Source organism: Bradyrhizobium sp. (genome assembly GCF_036009065.1).
In the GTDB taxonomy this organism is placed as follows: domain Bacteria; phylum Pseudomonadota; class Alphaproteobacteria; order Rhizobiales; family Xanthobacteraceae; genus Bradyrhizobium.
This window is the reverse complement of record NZ_DASYMN010000250.1, coordinates 1-15,884: the sequence shown is the minus strand read 5'-3', so window position 1 is coordinate 15,884 and position 15,884 is coordinate 1. Positions and strand designations below refer to the sequence as shown.

The window sequence follows — 15,884 nt, the reverse complement described above, 5'->3', positions numbered from 1 at the left end:
CTCAGTCCCGATCGATGATCGAAGACCTTGCGCCAAAGCGGCCGTCGCCTTGGCGAAAATATTTCTTAAGATCGTCATGACCGTAAAACGTGGAAAGATAGTTCTTGTTGAAAACCGTCACGGTGCATTCGTAGAGCGGGTAGCCCGCGTCCAGATGGATGAAGCGGGACAGGTTCCTGGTGACAAAATCGAACATTTCCGCCGGATCGAAATAATACAATAACGGGTCGGAGAACGTGCGGTAGGACGAGAGAAAATTGAATGCGATTGCATTGTTCGCATGCGCGTACATTTTTTTGATCAGGGCGAGACACATTGCCTTCCATTCATCGCCCTCCACCCCCGCAAGAAGATTGAGCGTGCCGCTGAGCAGGACGAAGTCGTACTGCTCGTCGGCGCCGCACTCCAGGAAATTGCGATTGCAAAGCGTTACTTCGGGATATTTCTGTGCGGCGTGATCGATCATCTCCTGCACGATTTCCGTGCCCGAATAGGTTATCCGCCGGTTGAGGCCGCTTGATTTCAGGAATCCATAGAGATCGCACAGCCCCGAGCCGACTTCGTGAATGCTGGTGCCCGCTCGAAGATGAGGCGCGAGGTTCCTCAGCAATGCCTCGAAGCGCATGTCGAGGCTGGTCCGGTCGCCCTGATGGGTGCCGAGCGGCGTATCGCCGTGCTTGACGAATTCAGCGCGATAGGCGTTTCGCTGCGCGGCGATGATTGCAAGGTCATCCATGAGATGCGGTCTCTTCAGCGATCAGAAAAAGCGGCCGGCGGCGGACTTCCGTATAGATATTGGCCAGATACACGCCGACGATCCCGAACAGCAGCGTCGTCAGGGTTCCGAACAGGCACACCGCAAGCAAGATCGCCGTGACCCCCGAGACGACCGGATGAAACAGCGCCATCGTCAGGAAATAAATCGAGGCCGCCAGCGACACGATGAAGCCGGCAAGACCGAGATAGATCAGAATCTTCAGCGGGGCCACCGCGATCGAAAGGATCATGTCGATCATGAGGTCGAAGCGTTGGAAAAATCCGTAGTTGCTCCTGCCTTCGCCGCGTCGTGCGTTCTCGACCTCGATGACGGCGTGCTTGAAGCCGATGTCACCGACGATGCCGGCCACCGTTCGGGTAGCTTCGGGATAGCTCTGATAGATCCGGGCGATTCTCGACGTCATGCCCTTCATCATCAGCTGATTTTCAACGACACGAACCCTGAAAATCTTCGTCAACACAAACCAGAACAGCCGCGACGTCGTGGCGTCACGCGCGTTGTTGCGAACCTTGGAAACCGTATAAACCAGTTCGTTGCCTGATTTGAGAGCAGCAAGGATTTTCGGGATGGCCGATGCGGGATGCTGCAGATCGCAGTCCATCACCACGACGTATTCCCGGCGGGCCTGGCAAATTCCGGCACTCACGGCGATCTGCTGGCCAAAGTTTCGGCTCAGCCGCAGTCCTTTGACGAAGGGATAACGGGAGGCGGCGCCGACGATTGCCTGCCAGCTGGAATCCTGGCTGCCGTCCTCGACCAGCAGCAGTTCATAGGGTTCGCCGCTACCCTCGAGCGGCGCGGCAACATCCTGCACCAGCCGTTCGATCAGCGAAGCGCCGTTGTAAACCGCAACGACCACGGAAATACCGGACAGCGTTTCAGCCTGCATTTGTTTGCGCTCCGTAATGCGACGCTAAGGATCGGCCCCTGTTACGCGGTAACCGTGGAGATTTCCTCAACACCCACGCTGGGTGCTCCGGCCCGCTTGAGATAGCGCGGCGCATCCGGTCCCGTGTTGAACAGCAGGTCAAGCACCGAAACCGCATGTTCGAAGCCACCGTGCAGCTGCGGATATTCCGGGTAGCCCTGATAATCCATCCACTCGGTCGTCACCCCGACTGCTTTGAACGCCGACTCGTCGAAATAGGCCCGGGCCGAGGGGCCGCTGAGATAACGATCGGCGCCGGCGGCGCGGACTATTCCAAGCAGACGTTCGGTCTTGACGCCCTGTATCGGATAGGCGGTGTCACGCGTGATCTTTGTCTTCAGTCCGAGCATTTCACAAATGCCGCGCAGGAAGATGGCATTGACGTCGGTGAGCAGGGCTTTCTTGTCGGCCAATTCATACCAGCCCTTTATCGTGGGTGCATACCGCTCAAAAAACGGGGCGCGTTTATAGGCGAGCTCCAGCGCGCGCCAATGCTTGTCCGCCCAGGGTTTTTCGATGGCCACCTCGTCGATCGGTTGCTCGAACCGGCCCTTGGAAACCACGGGGATGGTCAGCCATTCGACGCCGTTCGCGGTCTTGATGCGGTTGCGGTTGTGCCAGTGCCGCTTCACATATTGCACGCTGTCGAAGATGACGTATTCGTCGCACTGTCCGATCAGGTCGAAAAAACCCTTCCATGGCACGTAATTGGACTGAACGATGGATACTCGCCGCGATTTTAGGGGATGCGCCGAGAGCGCCGGGCCGTGTCGGTTGCGACCCGACCCTTGCAGGGGCACCAGCGTCGGACGTGGTTCGGCCTCGCGGCCTCGGGCCGGCACCGGACTTGAAATGCCGGGCGATACAGCGGGTCTTGGAGGCTCGGATTTGAGAAAAGCTGGAGCGTCAGGTCCCTGATTCAGGATCAGATCCAGCACTGTCACGCCATGCGCGAACGGTCCATGCAATTGCGAATAGCGCGGATATCTCGAATAATCCATCCACTCCAGACCGACCGCGGATCTGGCGAACTTCTCTTCCTCGATGTAGGCCTTGGCGGAGGGACCCGACAAATAGACGTTGGCGCCGATCTCCCGGCAGATATTCACAAGCCTTTCGGTGGGTGCGCCTCGCGCGTTGAGGTCGCGCGACGAAATGATTTCAGTGCGGATGCCGAGTTCCTCACACAGGACCTTGAGAAACAGAACATTGACGGCGCTGAGATTCTCGAGACTTCCGGCGACCTTGAAACAATGCTCCAGTCTTTCCGAATATTTCCTGAAAAACGGCGCCTTGGCGTAGGACTGGGCAATGCTGCGCCAATGCTTGTGTGCAAACGGACGCGCGATATGCATGTTGTCTATCGAATCGATCTTTTCGCGGCTTCGAGAGACAGGCACCGTGAGCCATTTCAGGCCGTGCTGGGTCTTGATCAGGTTGCGATTATGCCAATGGTTCTTGCTGTACTTGACGTCGTCATAGACGACGAAGACGTCGACCATTGCGATGATGTCGAAATAACCCTTCCACGGGATATAGCACGACTGCAGAATCGCAGCACGACGCTCTTTCTGACGCTCGGGGAGGTTCACTTAATCTTGCCAGGTCCGCGATCCGCACTGTCCGGGAGTGCGCGTCCGATTATGTCAGCACCGGGGTATCATGCCAACCGGGTCGGTGGCGGCAAAAACCGCCGTTTGGACGCCTTGCTGGGCTCGGGCGAGCAAAGCCTGGCGATCCGCCGGGCGCGGTCTGGCCGGATCGCCTGACGTCAGATCAAGCCGGGTATCAACATCCGCGTGCGTTCAACGGCCGGACGCGGCGGAGCGTCATCCTGGGGCGGCGGCCGTTTCGCTTTTGCGACGGCGGAACGATCGACGCCCAGAACGAGCGACACGGCATAGCACTCGCGCTCCTCCTTGATGGCGCAGAAGCTGAGCCGGTTCGGATCGTCGAAGGTCGCGAAGCGGTCGTTGGCGTTGACGACCGCGCGCGGGTTCAGGCGCTCGCCATAGGCCGGAATATTGGCATAGATGAACTCGTTCACCGCGTCGGGAAAATACATTTGCCCGGTGAGCACGTTGCGGTCTTCGAGCAGCACCTTGAAGTGGATATGCGTGGCGCGGCCCTCGTACCAGCCCGGATAGATCGTCTCGAACCGCACCGCACCCTTGCCGTCGGCGAATTGCGTGCCGCGCAGGAACGTCTGCCCGACGGTCGAAAGGTCCTGCTTGTCGCCCTGGCCCTGGTAGCCCGAATAGATGCCCCGCGCATCGGCGTGCCAGATGTCGACGCGGGCCCGGGCGTTCGGTTTGCAGGTAGCGCCGTCCATGACGCGCAAATCGACCCGCAGCGGGACGCCGGCCCGGCCCTCGGCGATTTTCGCGCGGACCAGCCGCGGATCGAGATAGAACGGTCCCTCGATGGATTGCGGCGTCAGCAGGCAGACATCGCGAGGCGGTGCGGCGTCCGCAACCGGCGCCGCCCGCGCCGCGCTCAAGGCGCTGACCGCGGGGAGCGAAAGCGCCGCGAGCGCTGCGCGGCGCGACAGCACAGGGGTCTTCAGCATCTTCTCCTCCTCTGATCGCCTGCCCGGTCCGAAGCGTAGTTGCAGGGGTTTGCAGCACCAAATCAATTCGCGGTAACCTCGCCGGAATTTATGCCGGTTGAATCGAAGGTGGCAGCGGGCTAAGCCGCCGCCCGGCCGCGCCAAACGCGCGATCGGGAACTTTGAGGGCGATAATTCGTTTTCCGTCGCATTACCCAGCCGGTGCCTTGCGAATATTGGTCGGGTGCAAAGCCGTAACCCCGCGGTCCTGCTTGCATTGAACGGTCTTTCGATCGTCGTAAACGGAGACTCCGCTGCAACACCGTGAAGAGATCGCATCCAATGCTGACCGCGATCCGGCGTCAGGCGACGAGGCTCGCGTTACGCCGGGACAGATTCGCGACTCCTTGCGCACCCTGGCACGACAGATCGCCGGTCTTGCACGAACGGTGGTGCTGAATGCGGTACGTCGCGTGCGGATCTGGTGGCAACACCGTCGATCATCCGTGCTTGCCGGCAAGGAATATTTCACGAGGCGGTGGCCGGAAATAACCGCGCGGTTGCCGTCATCGGTGCGAAATCTGCGCCGGCCAGGACTCAACCTGAAATCTCGATTTGAAAATCTGCGACAAGCCGCAGAGCCTTCGAGTTCGACATGGCGCCGGCGGCTGCATCGCGCAAGACTTCGTCCGAAATATCTTGCGGCAGCTTTCGCGGTGGGATCGGTCCTTGTCATCGGATTTGTCCTTTACAGCGTTGCGACGCTTCCGGTCAGCGGCGGCCTTCAGGTTGAAGCAACCCAGAGCGCGCTGACGTTCGAGGGCGCTCAAGGCGAGGCGTTCGCGACACGCGGTGTATTCAAAGGCGACAAGCTGACGGCCGCGGACCTTCCGGTGCATCTGGCGCAGGCGATCATCGCCATTGAAGATCGAAGGTTTTACCAGCATCACGGCGTCGATTTTCGCGGAATATTACGGGCTGGCTGGCGGAATACGCAGGCCGGCAGCACGCGGGAAGGCGGCAGCACGATAACGCAGCAGCTCGCGCGCCTGATGTTTCTCTCGCCGGAACGGACGTTCCGCCGCAAGGTGCAGGAAGCGCTGCTTGCGATGTGGCTGGAGAGCCAGCTCGGCAAGGAGGATATCCTGCTTCGATATCTGAACACCGCTTACTTCGGAGCCGGCGCCTATGGCGTCGATGCTGCCGCAAGGAGATATTTCGGAAAGAAGGCCGGCGGACTGTCTTTGGCTGAGGCTGCGATGCTGGCCGGCCTGGTGCGCGCGCCGTCGCAACTGGCACCGACCCGCAATTTCGGCGGAGCCAAGGAGCGGCAGGAGATCGTCCTGCAAAGCATGGTGGAAACCAAGGCCATCACCGCCGCAGAAGCGGAAACCGCCCGCGCGCAATCGGTAAATTTGCGCACCCCGCCGGAGACGCCGCCCGGCAGCAACTATTTTGTCGACATGGTGGCGGGCGACGTCCGCCGGCTTTTCGGGTCGTCATCGGGTGACCTGACGCTTCGCACCACGCTCAATCTGGAGCTGCAGCGCCTTGCGGAGGGGGTCATCGAGCGGCGGCTGGAGGCGGAGGGTGCGAAGAAAAACGTCTCGCAGGCGGCTCTGGTCGCGCTTGGCAGGGACGGCGCCGTGCTGGCCATGGTCGGCGGGCGCGACTACGAAGCCAGCCAGTTCAACCGCGCCACCCAGGCCAAGCGGCAGGCAGGATCCTCGTTCAAGCTTTTCGTCTACATGACCGCGCTGCAGCGTGGTTATACGCCGCAATCGGTCGTGGTCGACAGGCCAACGCAGATCGGGGAGTGGGAGCCGCAAAACTATAGCGGAGGCTTTCGCGGCAGCATGACCGTGCGGTCCGCGTTTGCCCATTCGGTCAACACGATCGCGGCTCAATTGGGCGATGAGGTCGGGGTACAAGCGGTCATCGATACGGCAAAGCGCATGGGCATACAGTCGGCGCTGCCGGCTGTGCCGAGCCTGGCGCTGGGTTCCGCCGAGGTCACCCTGATCGAGATGACAAGGGCGTTCGGCTCGGTCGCAGCGAACGTTCAGTCCATCGAACCCCATTCAATTCGCTCGGTTGCAGGCAGCTCTCAACAGGCGCTCTACACCAGACCCGGCGCCGGTACGGAAGTTTCGGGCCAGCTGGGTGTCAGCCGCGCGATGATGATCGACCTGCTGCAGAGCGTCGTGAGCGAGGGGACCGGAAAGGCGGCGCGTATTCCGAATGTTCCCATTGGGGGAAAAACCGGCACCACGCAGGAATACCGGGACGCCTGGTTCATCGGATTCACGCCGGACATTACCGTAGGCGTATGGGTGGGCAATGACGACAACACCCCGACCAACCGGGTTACCGGCGGCGATCTTCCCGCGAATATCTGGCGCGATTTTGTCAGCCGCGCGCTTGCGATTGTTTCCAAGCCGTCCGGACCGACCGCCCGGCGAAATTCAGACGGCTTCAATCCGATGAATCTTGCGCCGAACCCCGCAAGCCCTGCCGCGGGCGTTGCGGTGGCGGCCAGCTCGGATGCGGGCGCGCGCGGGCCGGCAGAGGTCCTCGATACCGCGACGTTGGCGATCCGTGGCAGAAAAATACAGCTGGAGGGCATTGTCGGGGATGACGATCGCCGCGCGCTTCGATCATTGGCGCGGTTTCTCAGGCGACGCGACGTAAGCTGCGAGCCAAGCGGATCGCCGGACCGTTATCGCTGCAGTGTCGAGGGGCAAAATCTGTCGGAGATCATTTTGAGCAATGGCGGCGCCAGGGCTACCCCCGATGCGCCGGCGGAATTGCTGGCGGCCGAAGACGAAGCCAGATCCGCCCGGCTCGGTATCTGGCGGCGCATGTAAGACGCCAGGGTGTTGAATTTAGGTTAAGCGGCTCGCGTCACCTCTCCCCGCAGGGGAGAGGTCGAAGCCGGAGCGCAGCGCAGGCTTCGGGTGAGGGGTCTTTCCACACGCTCGTACTTGCGGATAGGCCCCTCACCCGGATCGCATCTGACGATGCGATCCGACCTCTCCCCTGCGGGGAGAGGTAAGAAGGAGCTGCTTTGACCTGAATTCGGCACGCGCTAAATAATCCTGCTTTTGCGGTCGCCCCAATAGCGGTCGCGCAGCACGCGCTTGTAGAGTTTGCCGGTCGGGAGCCGCGGAAGCTCGGCTTCGAAATCGATCGAGCGCGGGCACTTCTGGCGCGACAGATGTTTTGCGCAGAACGCGGTCAATTCGTCCGCCAGATCTGCGTCGGCGGCGACGCCGGGCATCGCCTGCACGACGGCCTTCACTTCTTCGCCGAGATCCTCGTTCGGCACGCCGAATACCGCGGCGTCGGCGACCTTGGGATGGGTGATCAGCAGGTTTTCGCACTCCTGCGGATAGATGTTGACGCCGCCGCACACGATCATGAAGGTGGCGCGGTCGGTGAGATGCAGGAAACCGTCGTCATCGACGTAACCGACATCGCCGACCGTGCTCATCGATCCGTCAGCCGATCGCGCCTCGGCCGTCCGCGCTGGATCGTTGAAATATTCGAACGGCGTCGCGGTCTTGAACCAGAGCGTGCCGGAGGTGCCCTTGGGGCAGGGCTGCATGTTCTCGTCCAGCACATGCAGGTCGCCGAGCATCACCTTGCCGACGGTGCCGCGATGCGCAAGCCACTCGGCGCTGTCGCATGCGGCGAAACCCAATCCCTCGGTCGCGCCGTAATATTCGTGGATGATCGGGCCCAACCAGCCGATCATCTGCTCTTTCACCTGCGGCGGGCAGGGCGCCGCCGCATGGATGACGACTTCGAGCGACGACAGGTCGTAGCGCGAACGCACGCCTTCCGGCAGTTTCAGCATGCGCGAGAACATCGTCGGCACCAGCTGGCTATGGGTCGGCCGGTATTTCTCGACCAGTTGCAAATAGCGCTCCGGATCGAAGCTTTCCATGATGATGGCGGTGCCGCCGTTGCGGATGACGAGATTGACGGCCGCCTGCGGCGCCGAGTGATAGAGCGGGGCGGGCGACAGGTACACCAGGCCCTCGCGATACCGCCACAGCTTTTGCAGGAAATCGAACAGCGGCAGCTGCTGCGACGGCGGCTGTCCGGCCAATGGCCGGATGATGCCTTTCGGACGGCCGGTGGTGCCCGACGAATACAGCATCCCCGTGCCGGCCGATTCGTCCGGGATCGGCGTGTCGGGCAGTTGCGATGTCGCCTCGTCGAGATTGAGGATGCGCATCCCATCCCCCGGTCCGTCCGCCACCAGGCTGACCTCGACATTCGGGCACTGCCGCAACGCCTCCATGGCAACGGCGCGCATGCTTTCCGAAAAGATCAGCACCCTGGATTCGCTGTTGTTGACGATGTAAGCGAGTTCATCCGGTGTCAGGAACGAATTGATGCAGGTGTAATACAGGCCGGAGCGCTCGCCGGCGCCGCAGCACTCGATGTAGCGCGCGTTGTTTTCCATGAAGATCGAATAGTGGTCGAGGCGTTCCAGGCCGCGGCCTCGCAGAAAATGCGCCAGCCTGTTGGTGCGTGCCTCGAGTTCGGCGTAGGTAACCGCTTCGCCGGTCCGCGCCATGATGAAGGCCGCCTGGCCGGCTCTCGTCTTGGCGTGAGTCCCTGGATACATTGCTGTTGCTCCCCAAAAGGTTTCGCCGAATTGACTTCGGTCTGAACGAGAATCGGCCGCGATCAGTCCTGCAACGCCGCCAGCAGTTCGTCGGGCTGTTCGACCATCATCATATGGCCCGCGCCGCGCAGCACCACCGTGCGTGAATTCGGCAGCGCGGCGGCAAGCGCCTTGCCGGCCTTTGCCGGGGTCATCATGTCGCGTTCGCCGAGAATGAAAGTAGCCGGGACCGTGATCTGCGCGGCGGCGGCGAGGGCGTCTCGATAGGCGTTGCAGGCGGTGAGGTCGTTGAACAGCACGCCCGGCCGGCACTGTTCGAGAACACGCTGCGCGCCGCTGTGCATCCACAATCCGGGCGCCAGGCTTCCGCCGAGTTCCGCCTGAAAACCGAGGCCCCAGATCGAGACCATATCGACGGCCGAATGATCGTTGGCCTCGGCGGCCTTGAGCAGATCGGGTCCCACGGTCATGGCCGCCGCCGTTCCAATCAGGCTCAGCGCCGAGACTTTTGCCGGATGCCGCGCCGCGGTCTCGAGCGCGACCAGCGATCCCATGGAATGGCCGACCAGCCGCGCCTTGACGGCGCCGGCGGCATCCAGCAGCGACGCCGTCCAGTCGGCCATGCCGGCGATCGTGGAGATCGGCGCGCCGATCGAACGTCCATGGCCCGGCAAATCCGGAGCCAATACGCCGTAGCCGTGATGGGCAAACCACCGGCTGTGCAGCGCCCAGGTGGTATGATCGAAGCCGGCGCCGTGCAGAAGCACGATGGTCGGCTGCGACGCATCGAATTCGCGTCCGCCGGTGGCGACGAATGTCTCAAACCCGTTCACGGACAACTGCATGGCTCAGCCCTTCTGCGACAGCCGGAGCGCCTGGCCGAGGTCATCGATGATGTCGGCGACCGATTCGATGCCGACCGACAGCCGTACCAGTTCCTCACCGATCCCAGCGGATTCAAGCTGGGCAGCGTCCATCTGCTGATGCGTGGTGCTGGCGGGATGGATCACCAGCGTCTTGGCATCGCCGACATTGGCCAGATGGCTGATCATGCGCAGCGCTTCGATGAATTTCTTCCCCGCAGGGCGGCCGCCCTTGATGCCGAAGCTGACGATGGACCCCGTGCCGCGCGGCAGCAATCGTTTTGCCAGTTCATAATCGGGATGATTCTGCAGCGAGGGGTGCAGCACCCAGCCGACTGCCTTGTTTGATGTCAGGAACTCAAGCACCGCGAGGGTATTGGCGATGTGGCGGTCCATGCGGATGCCCAGCGTCTCGACGCCCTGCAGCAGTTGAAAGGCATTGGTGGGCGACAGGCACGCACCGAAGTCGCGCAGGCCTTCGGTGCGCGCCCGCATGATGAACGCGGCCGGGCCGAACTGCTCGTCGAAGACGATGCCGTGATATCCGGCATACGGCTCCGTCAAGGCCGCAAACTTGCCCGAGCCGCGCCAGTCGAACCGGCCGCCATCGACGATCACGCCGCCGATGGCGATGCCATGGCCGCCGATCCATTTGGTCGCCGAGTGCATGACGAGATCGGCGCCAAGCTCGATCGGGCGGCTGAGATAGGGGGTTGCAAAGGTGTTGTCGATCAGCAGCGGGATTTTCGCGTCATGCGCGATTGCCGCGACGGCAGGAATGTCCAGTACTTCGAGACCGGGGTTGCCGATGGTCTCTCCGATCACCAGACGGGTGTTGGGCTTGATTGCGGAGCGGAATTGGTCCAGCGCCCGTGGCTTCACGAACGTCGTGGTGATCCCAAAACGCGGCAGCGTATGCGCAAGCAGGTTGATGGTGCCGCCATAGAGCGAGGATGAGGCGACGATGTGGTCGCCGGCATTGAGCAGCGTCGCGATCGCCAGATGCAAGGCGGCCATGCCGCTCGCCGTGCAGATCGCGCCGACGCCGCCCTCGAGCGCGGCCAGCCGTTCTTCGAGCACCGCCGTCGTCGGATTCGAAATCCGCGTGTAGATGTGCCCGGCGCGTTCGAGGTTGAACAGCGCCGCCGCGTGCTCCGAATCCTGAAACACGTAGGATGTGGTCTGATAGATCGGCACTGCCCGCGCACCGGTGACCGGATCCGGATGCTGCCCCGCATGGAGGCTGAGGGTTTCGAACGCGGGCGGCTTTGGCGGGGGCATGTCGAACTCGAAATCGGTTGGATGGACTTGCGAAGGCGGCTGATGGTTTCTGCCACAAATCTCGATTGGCCGTTAGCCTTGATACATCTAGGTAGAGCGTGATGAATTTAGGTTGAAGCGGCTCGCGTTACCTCTCCCCGCAGGGGAGAGGTCGAAGCCGGAGCGCAGCGCAGGCTTCCGGTGAGGGGCCTTGCCTCACCCTCGTACTCGCGGATAGGCCCCTCACCCGGATCGCATCTGCGATGCGATCCGACCTCTCCCTGCGGGGAGAGGTGACCCGAACGTCATGGCGATTTGACCTAAAGCCATCATGCTCTACTTCATGCTCTACTTCCCGGAATCTTCGCGCGGCTGGTTGGCGGCGGCGTTGTTGAGGACGATCAGTCCATCGACGGCGACGCCGGTCCTGGTATTGATCAGGAACGGATTGACGTCGATCGAGGCGATGCGGGTGCCGGCGTCGGCCATCAGGTTGGACAGGCCGACGATCGCCTTCACCACGGAGGCCTCGTGCAACGCCGGCTTGCCGCGATAGCCCTTCAGCTTCACGCCGGCCTTGGTGCGCCCGATCAGCTGTTTCGCCTCGGCCGCGTCGAGCGGAGCACCGGCTAGAGCGACGTCCTTCATCAGTTCGATATCGACGCCGCCGGTTCCGAACAACACCACCGGTCCCATCTCGGCGTCGAGCGACGCACCGACGACCAGTTCGAGGTCGGCCTTGACCTGCTGCGCGATCAGGATGCCCTCGAGCCTTGGCTTGTTCTTCAGTTTCCTCACCCGCGCGGTGATGTCGCCAAAGGCTTTCTTGACCTCCGCAGCGCTATTGAGGTTCAACACCACGCCGCCAATGTCGGATTTGTGCAGGATGTCCGCGCTGACAACCTTGGCGACCACGGGAAATCCGATCCTTTTGGCGATTTTCATGGCGCCCGCCGCATCATGCGCGATCTCTTCCTTCGACACCGGGATGCCGTAAGCCTTCAGCAGCTTCTTCGACGCGACCTCGTCGAGCGCCGCGCCGCTGGCATTCCTGAGGGTCCGCTCCAGGGTCGCGCGCGCCGAGGCGCTCGAACTGGAGATCACATCGGGCACTTCCTTGCGCAGCGAGGCATAGGCGATCAACGACTTGATCGCGTCCACCGCCCGGTCCAGTCCCTGCATGACGGCAATGTGCGGCAGCGACTTGCGCAACCCCTTGGTGAATTCCGTAAAACCGATCGACATGGTGCTGATATAGACCACTGGCTTGCTGGCGGCTCCCGCCATCTCGTTGACGATGCGCAAATTCCGCTCGCGCATTTCATGCGGCGCCTTCGGCAGTTCGGAGTCGATAATGACGATGTCGGTATCGGGGTCGTCGATCATGACTTTGATCGACTGCATATAGACCGACGGATCGACCACGGCCGCAAACCCCGCGTCGAGCGGATTGCCGACGATGCTGCCGGGCCCGAGCATTTTTGCAAGCTTGCCGCTGGCGTCCTCGCTGAGCGGGGCGAAATTCAAGCCCGCCGACGAGAACGCGTCGAGCAGAAGACCGCGCTTGCCGCCCGACAAGGTCACTGCGGCGAGCCGGGCAGCTTTCGGCGGGTCGGCGTGGACGAAGCATTCGGTGGTTTCGATCAATTCGTCCAGGCCGCGTACGCGGATGACGCCTTCGCGGGTCGAGATCGCATCGAATGTTTCGATCGAGCCGGCGAGCGCGCCGGTATGCGCCATCGCCGCGGCGCGTCCGCCTTCGGAAGACCCCAGCTTGAGCGCGATCACGGGCTTGCCGGCCGCCCGCGCGGCTTTGCAGGCCGCGCGAAAAACTTTGGTGTTACGCACGCCTTCGAGATAGACCACGATGACGCGGATAGAGGGATCGGCGGCGAAATAGGCCATCAGGTCCGGCGTCTCGAGGCCGGCCTCGTTTCCGGTGGTCACCATGTAGCCGACCCCGACCCCGCGATCTTCCAGGGCCTGGCGGATCGCCATCACGATGGCGCCGGATTGGCCGGCGATCGCCACGGGACCTGCTTCCATGGTGACGATGCGGTCGTCGATGTTGGTGAACAATTTTTCGCCGGCGCTGAGATTGCCGAGGCAGTTCGGGCCGGTGACGGCCATGCCGGTCTCGCGGATAGTTCGTTGCAGCTCGGCGGCGAGCCTCTGGCTGTCCTCATCCTGCAACTCGCTGAAGCCCGAGGTAACGATGGTGGCGGAGCGCGCGCCGGCCGCCGCCGCGTCGCGGATGACCTGGACCGCGAAACGCGCCGGCACCAGCACCAGCACGTGATCGGGCTTGTCCGGCAGGCTGACGAAATCCTTGTAGCAGGGCACGCCCCAGATGGTTTCGCGCTTGGAATTGACCGGATAAAGCCCGCCTTCGTAGTTGTATTTGATCAGGTTGGTCCAGATGCGCTCGGCGTAGTTGCCCGGCTTGTCCGTCGCTCCGACCAGCACGATGTTGCGCGGATGCAGCATCGCATGAATGCTTTTGACGAGTTCGCTTGCCTCCGGCGGGGGCGACCATTTGCCGGCCGGACCGGACGCGGCATTTACCTGAGCTTCCATACGCGCAACCTCACCCCTTCTTTATTCCGCGAGACAGAAGATCGATCGACGATCCAGCCGCGGCTTTGCATTGTTGTTATTGAGAATCGAGGAGGGTGGCAACTCGCGCCGCTGCGGCCGGCTGGTCGGTAAGAACGATGTCGGTAGCCTCGCGTTCCCAATCGCCGCTTACGGGGGCCAGCGGATCGCGCACCGTCAGCCGGTGTTCCAGAACGAAGCCTGCCAGCAGCGCCCGGCGCGCATCGACCCCAGGCTGGCTGCTTTCCCAGGCGAGCAGGATAGCGCTGGTAACGTGATAAAGCGCGCTGGCGGCCAGCCGAGCGCTTGCCTCGGCGTCCGGTTCGGCCGCCACCCGTTCCGCGAATGCGAGCGCTCTTTCCAATGCGAGCGTCAGGCGATCTCGAAAACTCTTCGGCAGGCTTGCTGCTTCATCGAGCCGGCGCTTCAGTGCGGCGCCCAAAATCCGATGCGCGCCGCTTTTTCCGACCGCCCGCCTGACGATATCGAGCGCATTGATGTTGCTGGTGCCTTCCCAGAGCACCCCGATGTGCGCGTCGCGGACCAGGCGGGCATGCACCCACTCCTCGATGTAGCCGTTACCGCCGCGTACTTCCATCGCGCCGGTCGCGACCGGAATGTTGTCGCGGCAGGCGCGGAATTTTAAGAGGGGCGTCAGGATGCGGACCAGGCTTTGCGCCTCGATGGACCCGGCATTGACCTGGTCCATCGAGCCTGCGGCAAACAACATCACCGACAGCGCCTGCTCGGTCGGCACCACGAGTTTCAAAAGCTGGCGGCGCAGCAGGGGATAGTTGACGATCGTCTCGCCAAACGCGACTCGCGTCTGCGCCGCTATCATCGCCTCGTTCACGCAACGCCGCATCATCGCCGCGGCGCGCACGCCATGCGAGAGCCTCGATAAATTGACCTGCTCCATCATCTGCTTGAGGCCGCGCTCCCTATCGCCGACCAGATAGGCGACGGCGCCTTCCAGGCGAATTTCGCCTGAGGCCATCGAGCGGGTGCCGAGTTTGTCCTTGAGACGCACAATCTTGTAAGTATTCCGCCGGCCGTCCTTCAGCCGCCGCGGCAAGGCGAACAGCGCCAGTCCCTTGGTGCCGGGCGGCGCTCCCTCGGGGCGCGCCAGCAGCAGCGCCACGTCGGCATCGGCATGCGAACAGAACCATTTCTCTCCGGTGAGCCGCCAGACGCCATCTTCGAGCCGCGCAACCGTCTCGATCGCGCCGACGTCGGAGCCGCCGGCGCGTTCGGTCATGAACTGCGTGCCCTTCCAGAGCGTCGCAAGCTCCCCTGAAAGCATTTTTGGCAGCAGATAATCCCTGAGTTCCGCGCTGGCGAACTTGCGAATGAGGTGAATGGAGGTGTCGGTCACGCTGATCGGACACATCAGCCCGAACTCGGCCTGCACGAAAAGGTACTGCAAGGCATATTTTGCGACGGCGGGCAGTAGCCCGCTGGCCCCAAGCGCGCCACCGCGATGGCTCATGGCGTGAAACTGGAAGTCGCCGAAGGCGATGCTCTCCATCTCGCGATAGGCGGGGTGATAATCGATCCAGTCCTCGTCGCGGCCGAAGCGATCGCGGGCATGAAGCACCGGCGGATTCTGGTCGGCGATCCGCGCCAGCTCGTCGAGCCGGCCGCCGGCGAGGTGACCGAGCCGATGGAAATGCGGCTGCAGGTGCCGGTAGTCGTCCTCGGCCAGATAAAGCGGCAGCAGATCGCGCAGGCCGCGGTCGATCTCGTAAAAATTCAGGCCCGCGCAATCGCCCGCAATATGGCTCGCGCCGTCGGCAGGCTCCGATTCGGCCGTAAAATCCTCGATCGGCCGGATTGGTTGCGGGCCATGCATGGCTTCCTCCTCACGCGTTGGCCGAACGTTATTCCGGCTTGGCGCCGGCCGCCTTGATGACCGGCCACCACTTTTCCGTCTCCGCCTTGTGAAAGGCGCGTAGCGCATCCGGTGTGCGCTGGTTGTCCGGCGCAACATCGAGACCGAAGTCCGTCAACCGCTGGTGAACCGCGGGATCCAATAACGCCTCGGCGACCGCAGCATTGAGTTTTGCGATGATGTCGCGTGGCGTGCCCTTCGGCGCCCAAAAACCCTGTAGCCACGGAATATGCGCACCCGGGACGCCGGACTCCTCCAGAGTGGGCACGTCGGGCGCTGCGGACCAACGCTTTTCGGCCAAAAGACCAAAGGCCTTGATTTTGCCGGCACGCAAATGCTCGACCGTTGCCGACCGCTCGGCGCACATCATGTCGATGTGGCC

11 protein-coding genes are annotated in these 15,884 nt (G+C 62.5%); 1 reads left to right on the top strand and 10 read right to left on the bottom strand.

The features are described 5' to 3' along the window. Nucleotide 1 precedes the first annotated feature (1 nt). The 4 genes from VGP39_RS15110 to VGP39_RS15095 all read right to left on the bottom strand — a co-directional run bounded on the left by VGP39_RS15110 (nt 2) and on the right by VGP39_RS15095 (nt 4,275). Nucleotides 2-736 (bottom strand): class I SAM-dependent methyltransferase, encoded by a 735-nt coding sequence (locus tag VGP39_RS15110; protein ID WP_327568909.1) that lies wholly within the window; start codon nt 734-736, stop codon nt 2-4. Further along, a complete protein-coding gene (locus VGP39_RS15105) occupies nt 729-1,667 on the bottom strand; it encodes a glycosyltransferase family 2 protein (RefSeq protein ID WP_327568908.1) in 939 nt (312 codons plus the stop codon). Before VGP39_RS15105 ends, VGP39_RS15110 begins: the two co-directional genes overlap by 8 nt. 41 nt (nt 1,668-1,708) lie before the next feature. Next, complete coding sequence (locus VGP39_RS15100) at nt 1,709-3,298, bottom strand: WbqC family protein (protein WP_327568907.1); 1,590 nt, start codon at nt 3,296-3,298, stop codon at nt 1,709-1,711. Nucleotides 3,299-3,477: 179 nt separating this feature from the next. Then, on the bottom strand, nt 3,478-4,275 hold the full coding sequence (locus tag VGP39_RS15095) for an intradiol ring-cleavage dioxygenase (RefSeq protein WP_327568906.1): 798 nt from the start codon (nt 4,273-4,275) through the stop codon (nt 3,478-3,480). A 695-nt stretch (nt 4,276-4,970) separates the two neighbouring features. Here VGP39_RS15095 and VGP39_RS15090 point away from each other — a divergent pair. Next, nucleotides 4,971-7,121, top strand: coding sequence for a PBP1A family penicillin-binding protein (locus tag VGP39_RS15090; protein WP_327568905.1), 2,151 nt, complete (start codon nt 4,971-4,973; stop codon nt 7,119-7,121). Nucleotides 7,122-7,342: 221 nt separating this feature from the next. On the opposite strand, the gene VGP39_RS15085 is transcribed toward VGP39_RS15090, so the two are convergent. The 6 genes from VGP39_RS15085 to VGP39_RS15060 form a co-directional block, all read right to left on the bottom strand. Continuing rightward, nucleotides 7,343-8,893, bottom strand: coding sequence for an AMP-binding protein (locus VGP39_RS15085; RefSeq protein WP_327568904.1), 1,551 nt, complete (start codon nt 8,891-8,893; stop codon nt 7,343-7,345). 62 nt (nt 8,894-8,955) lie between these two features. Then, nucleotides 8,956-9,738, bottom strand: coding sequence for an alpha/beta hydrolase (locus tag VGP39_RS15080; RefSeq protein WP_327568903.1), 783 nt, complete (start codon nt 9,736-9,738; stop codon nt 8,956-8,958). A gap of 3 nt (nt 9,739-9,741) precedes the next feature. Beyond that, nucleotides 9,742-11,037: an O-acetylhomoserine aminocarboxypropyltransferase gene (locus VGP39_RS15075; protein ID WP_327568902.1), complete on the bottom strand. Its 1,296-nt coding sequence runs from the start codon at nt 11,035-11,037 to the stop codon at nt 9,742-9,744. Between the two features lie 327 nt (nt 11,038-11,364). After that, the gene (locus VGP39_RS15070) at nt 11,365-13,593 is read right to left on the bottom strand and encodes an acetate--CoA ligase family protein (protein ID WP_327568901.1); all 2,229 of its coding nucleotides are present in this window, start codon (nt 13,591-13,593) and stop codon (nt 11,365-11,367) included. Nucleotides 13,594-13,669: 76 nt separating this feature from the next. Then, the gene (locus VGP39_RS15065; protein WP_327568900.1) at nt 13,670-15,463 is read right to left on the bottom strand and encodes an acyl-CoA dehydrogenase family protein; all 1,794 of its coding nucleotides are present in this window, start codon (nt 15,461-15,463) and stop codon (nt 13,670-13,672) included. A gap of 28 nt (nt 15,464-15,491) precedes the next feature. Further along, nucleotides 15,492-15,884: Bug family tripartite tricarboxylate transporter substrate binding protein (locus VGP39_RS15060; RefSeq protein WP_327568899.1), on the bottom strand; the 393-nt coding region annotated here is incomplete at its 5' end.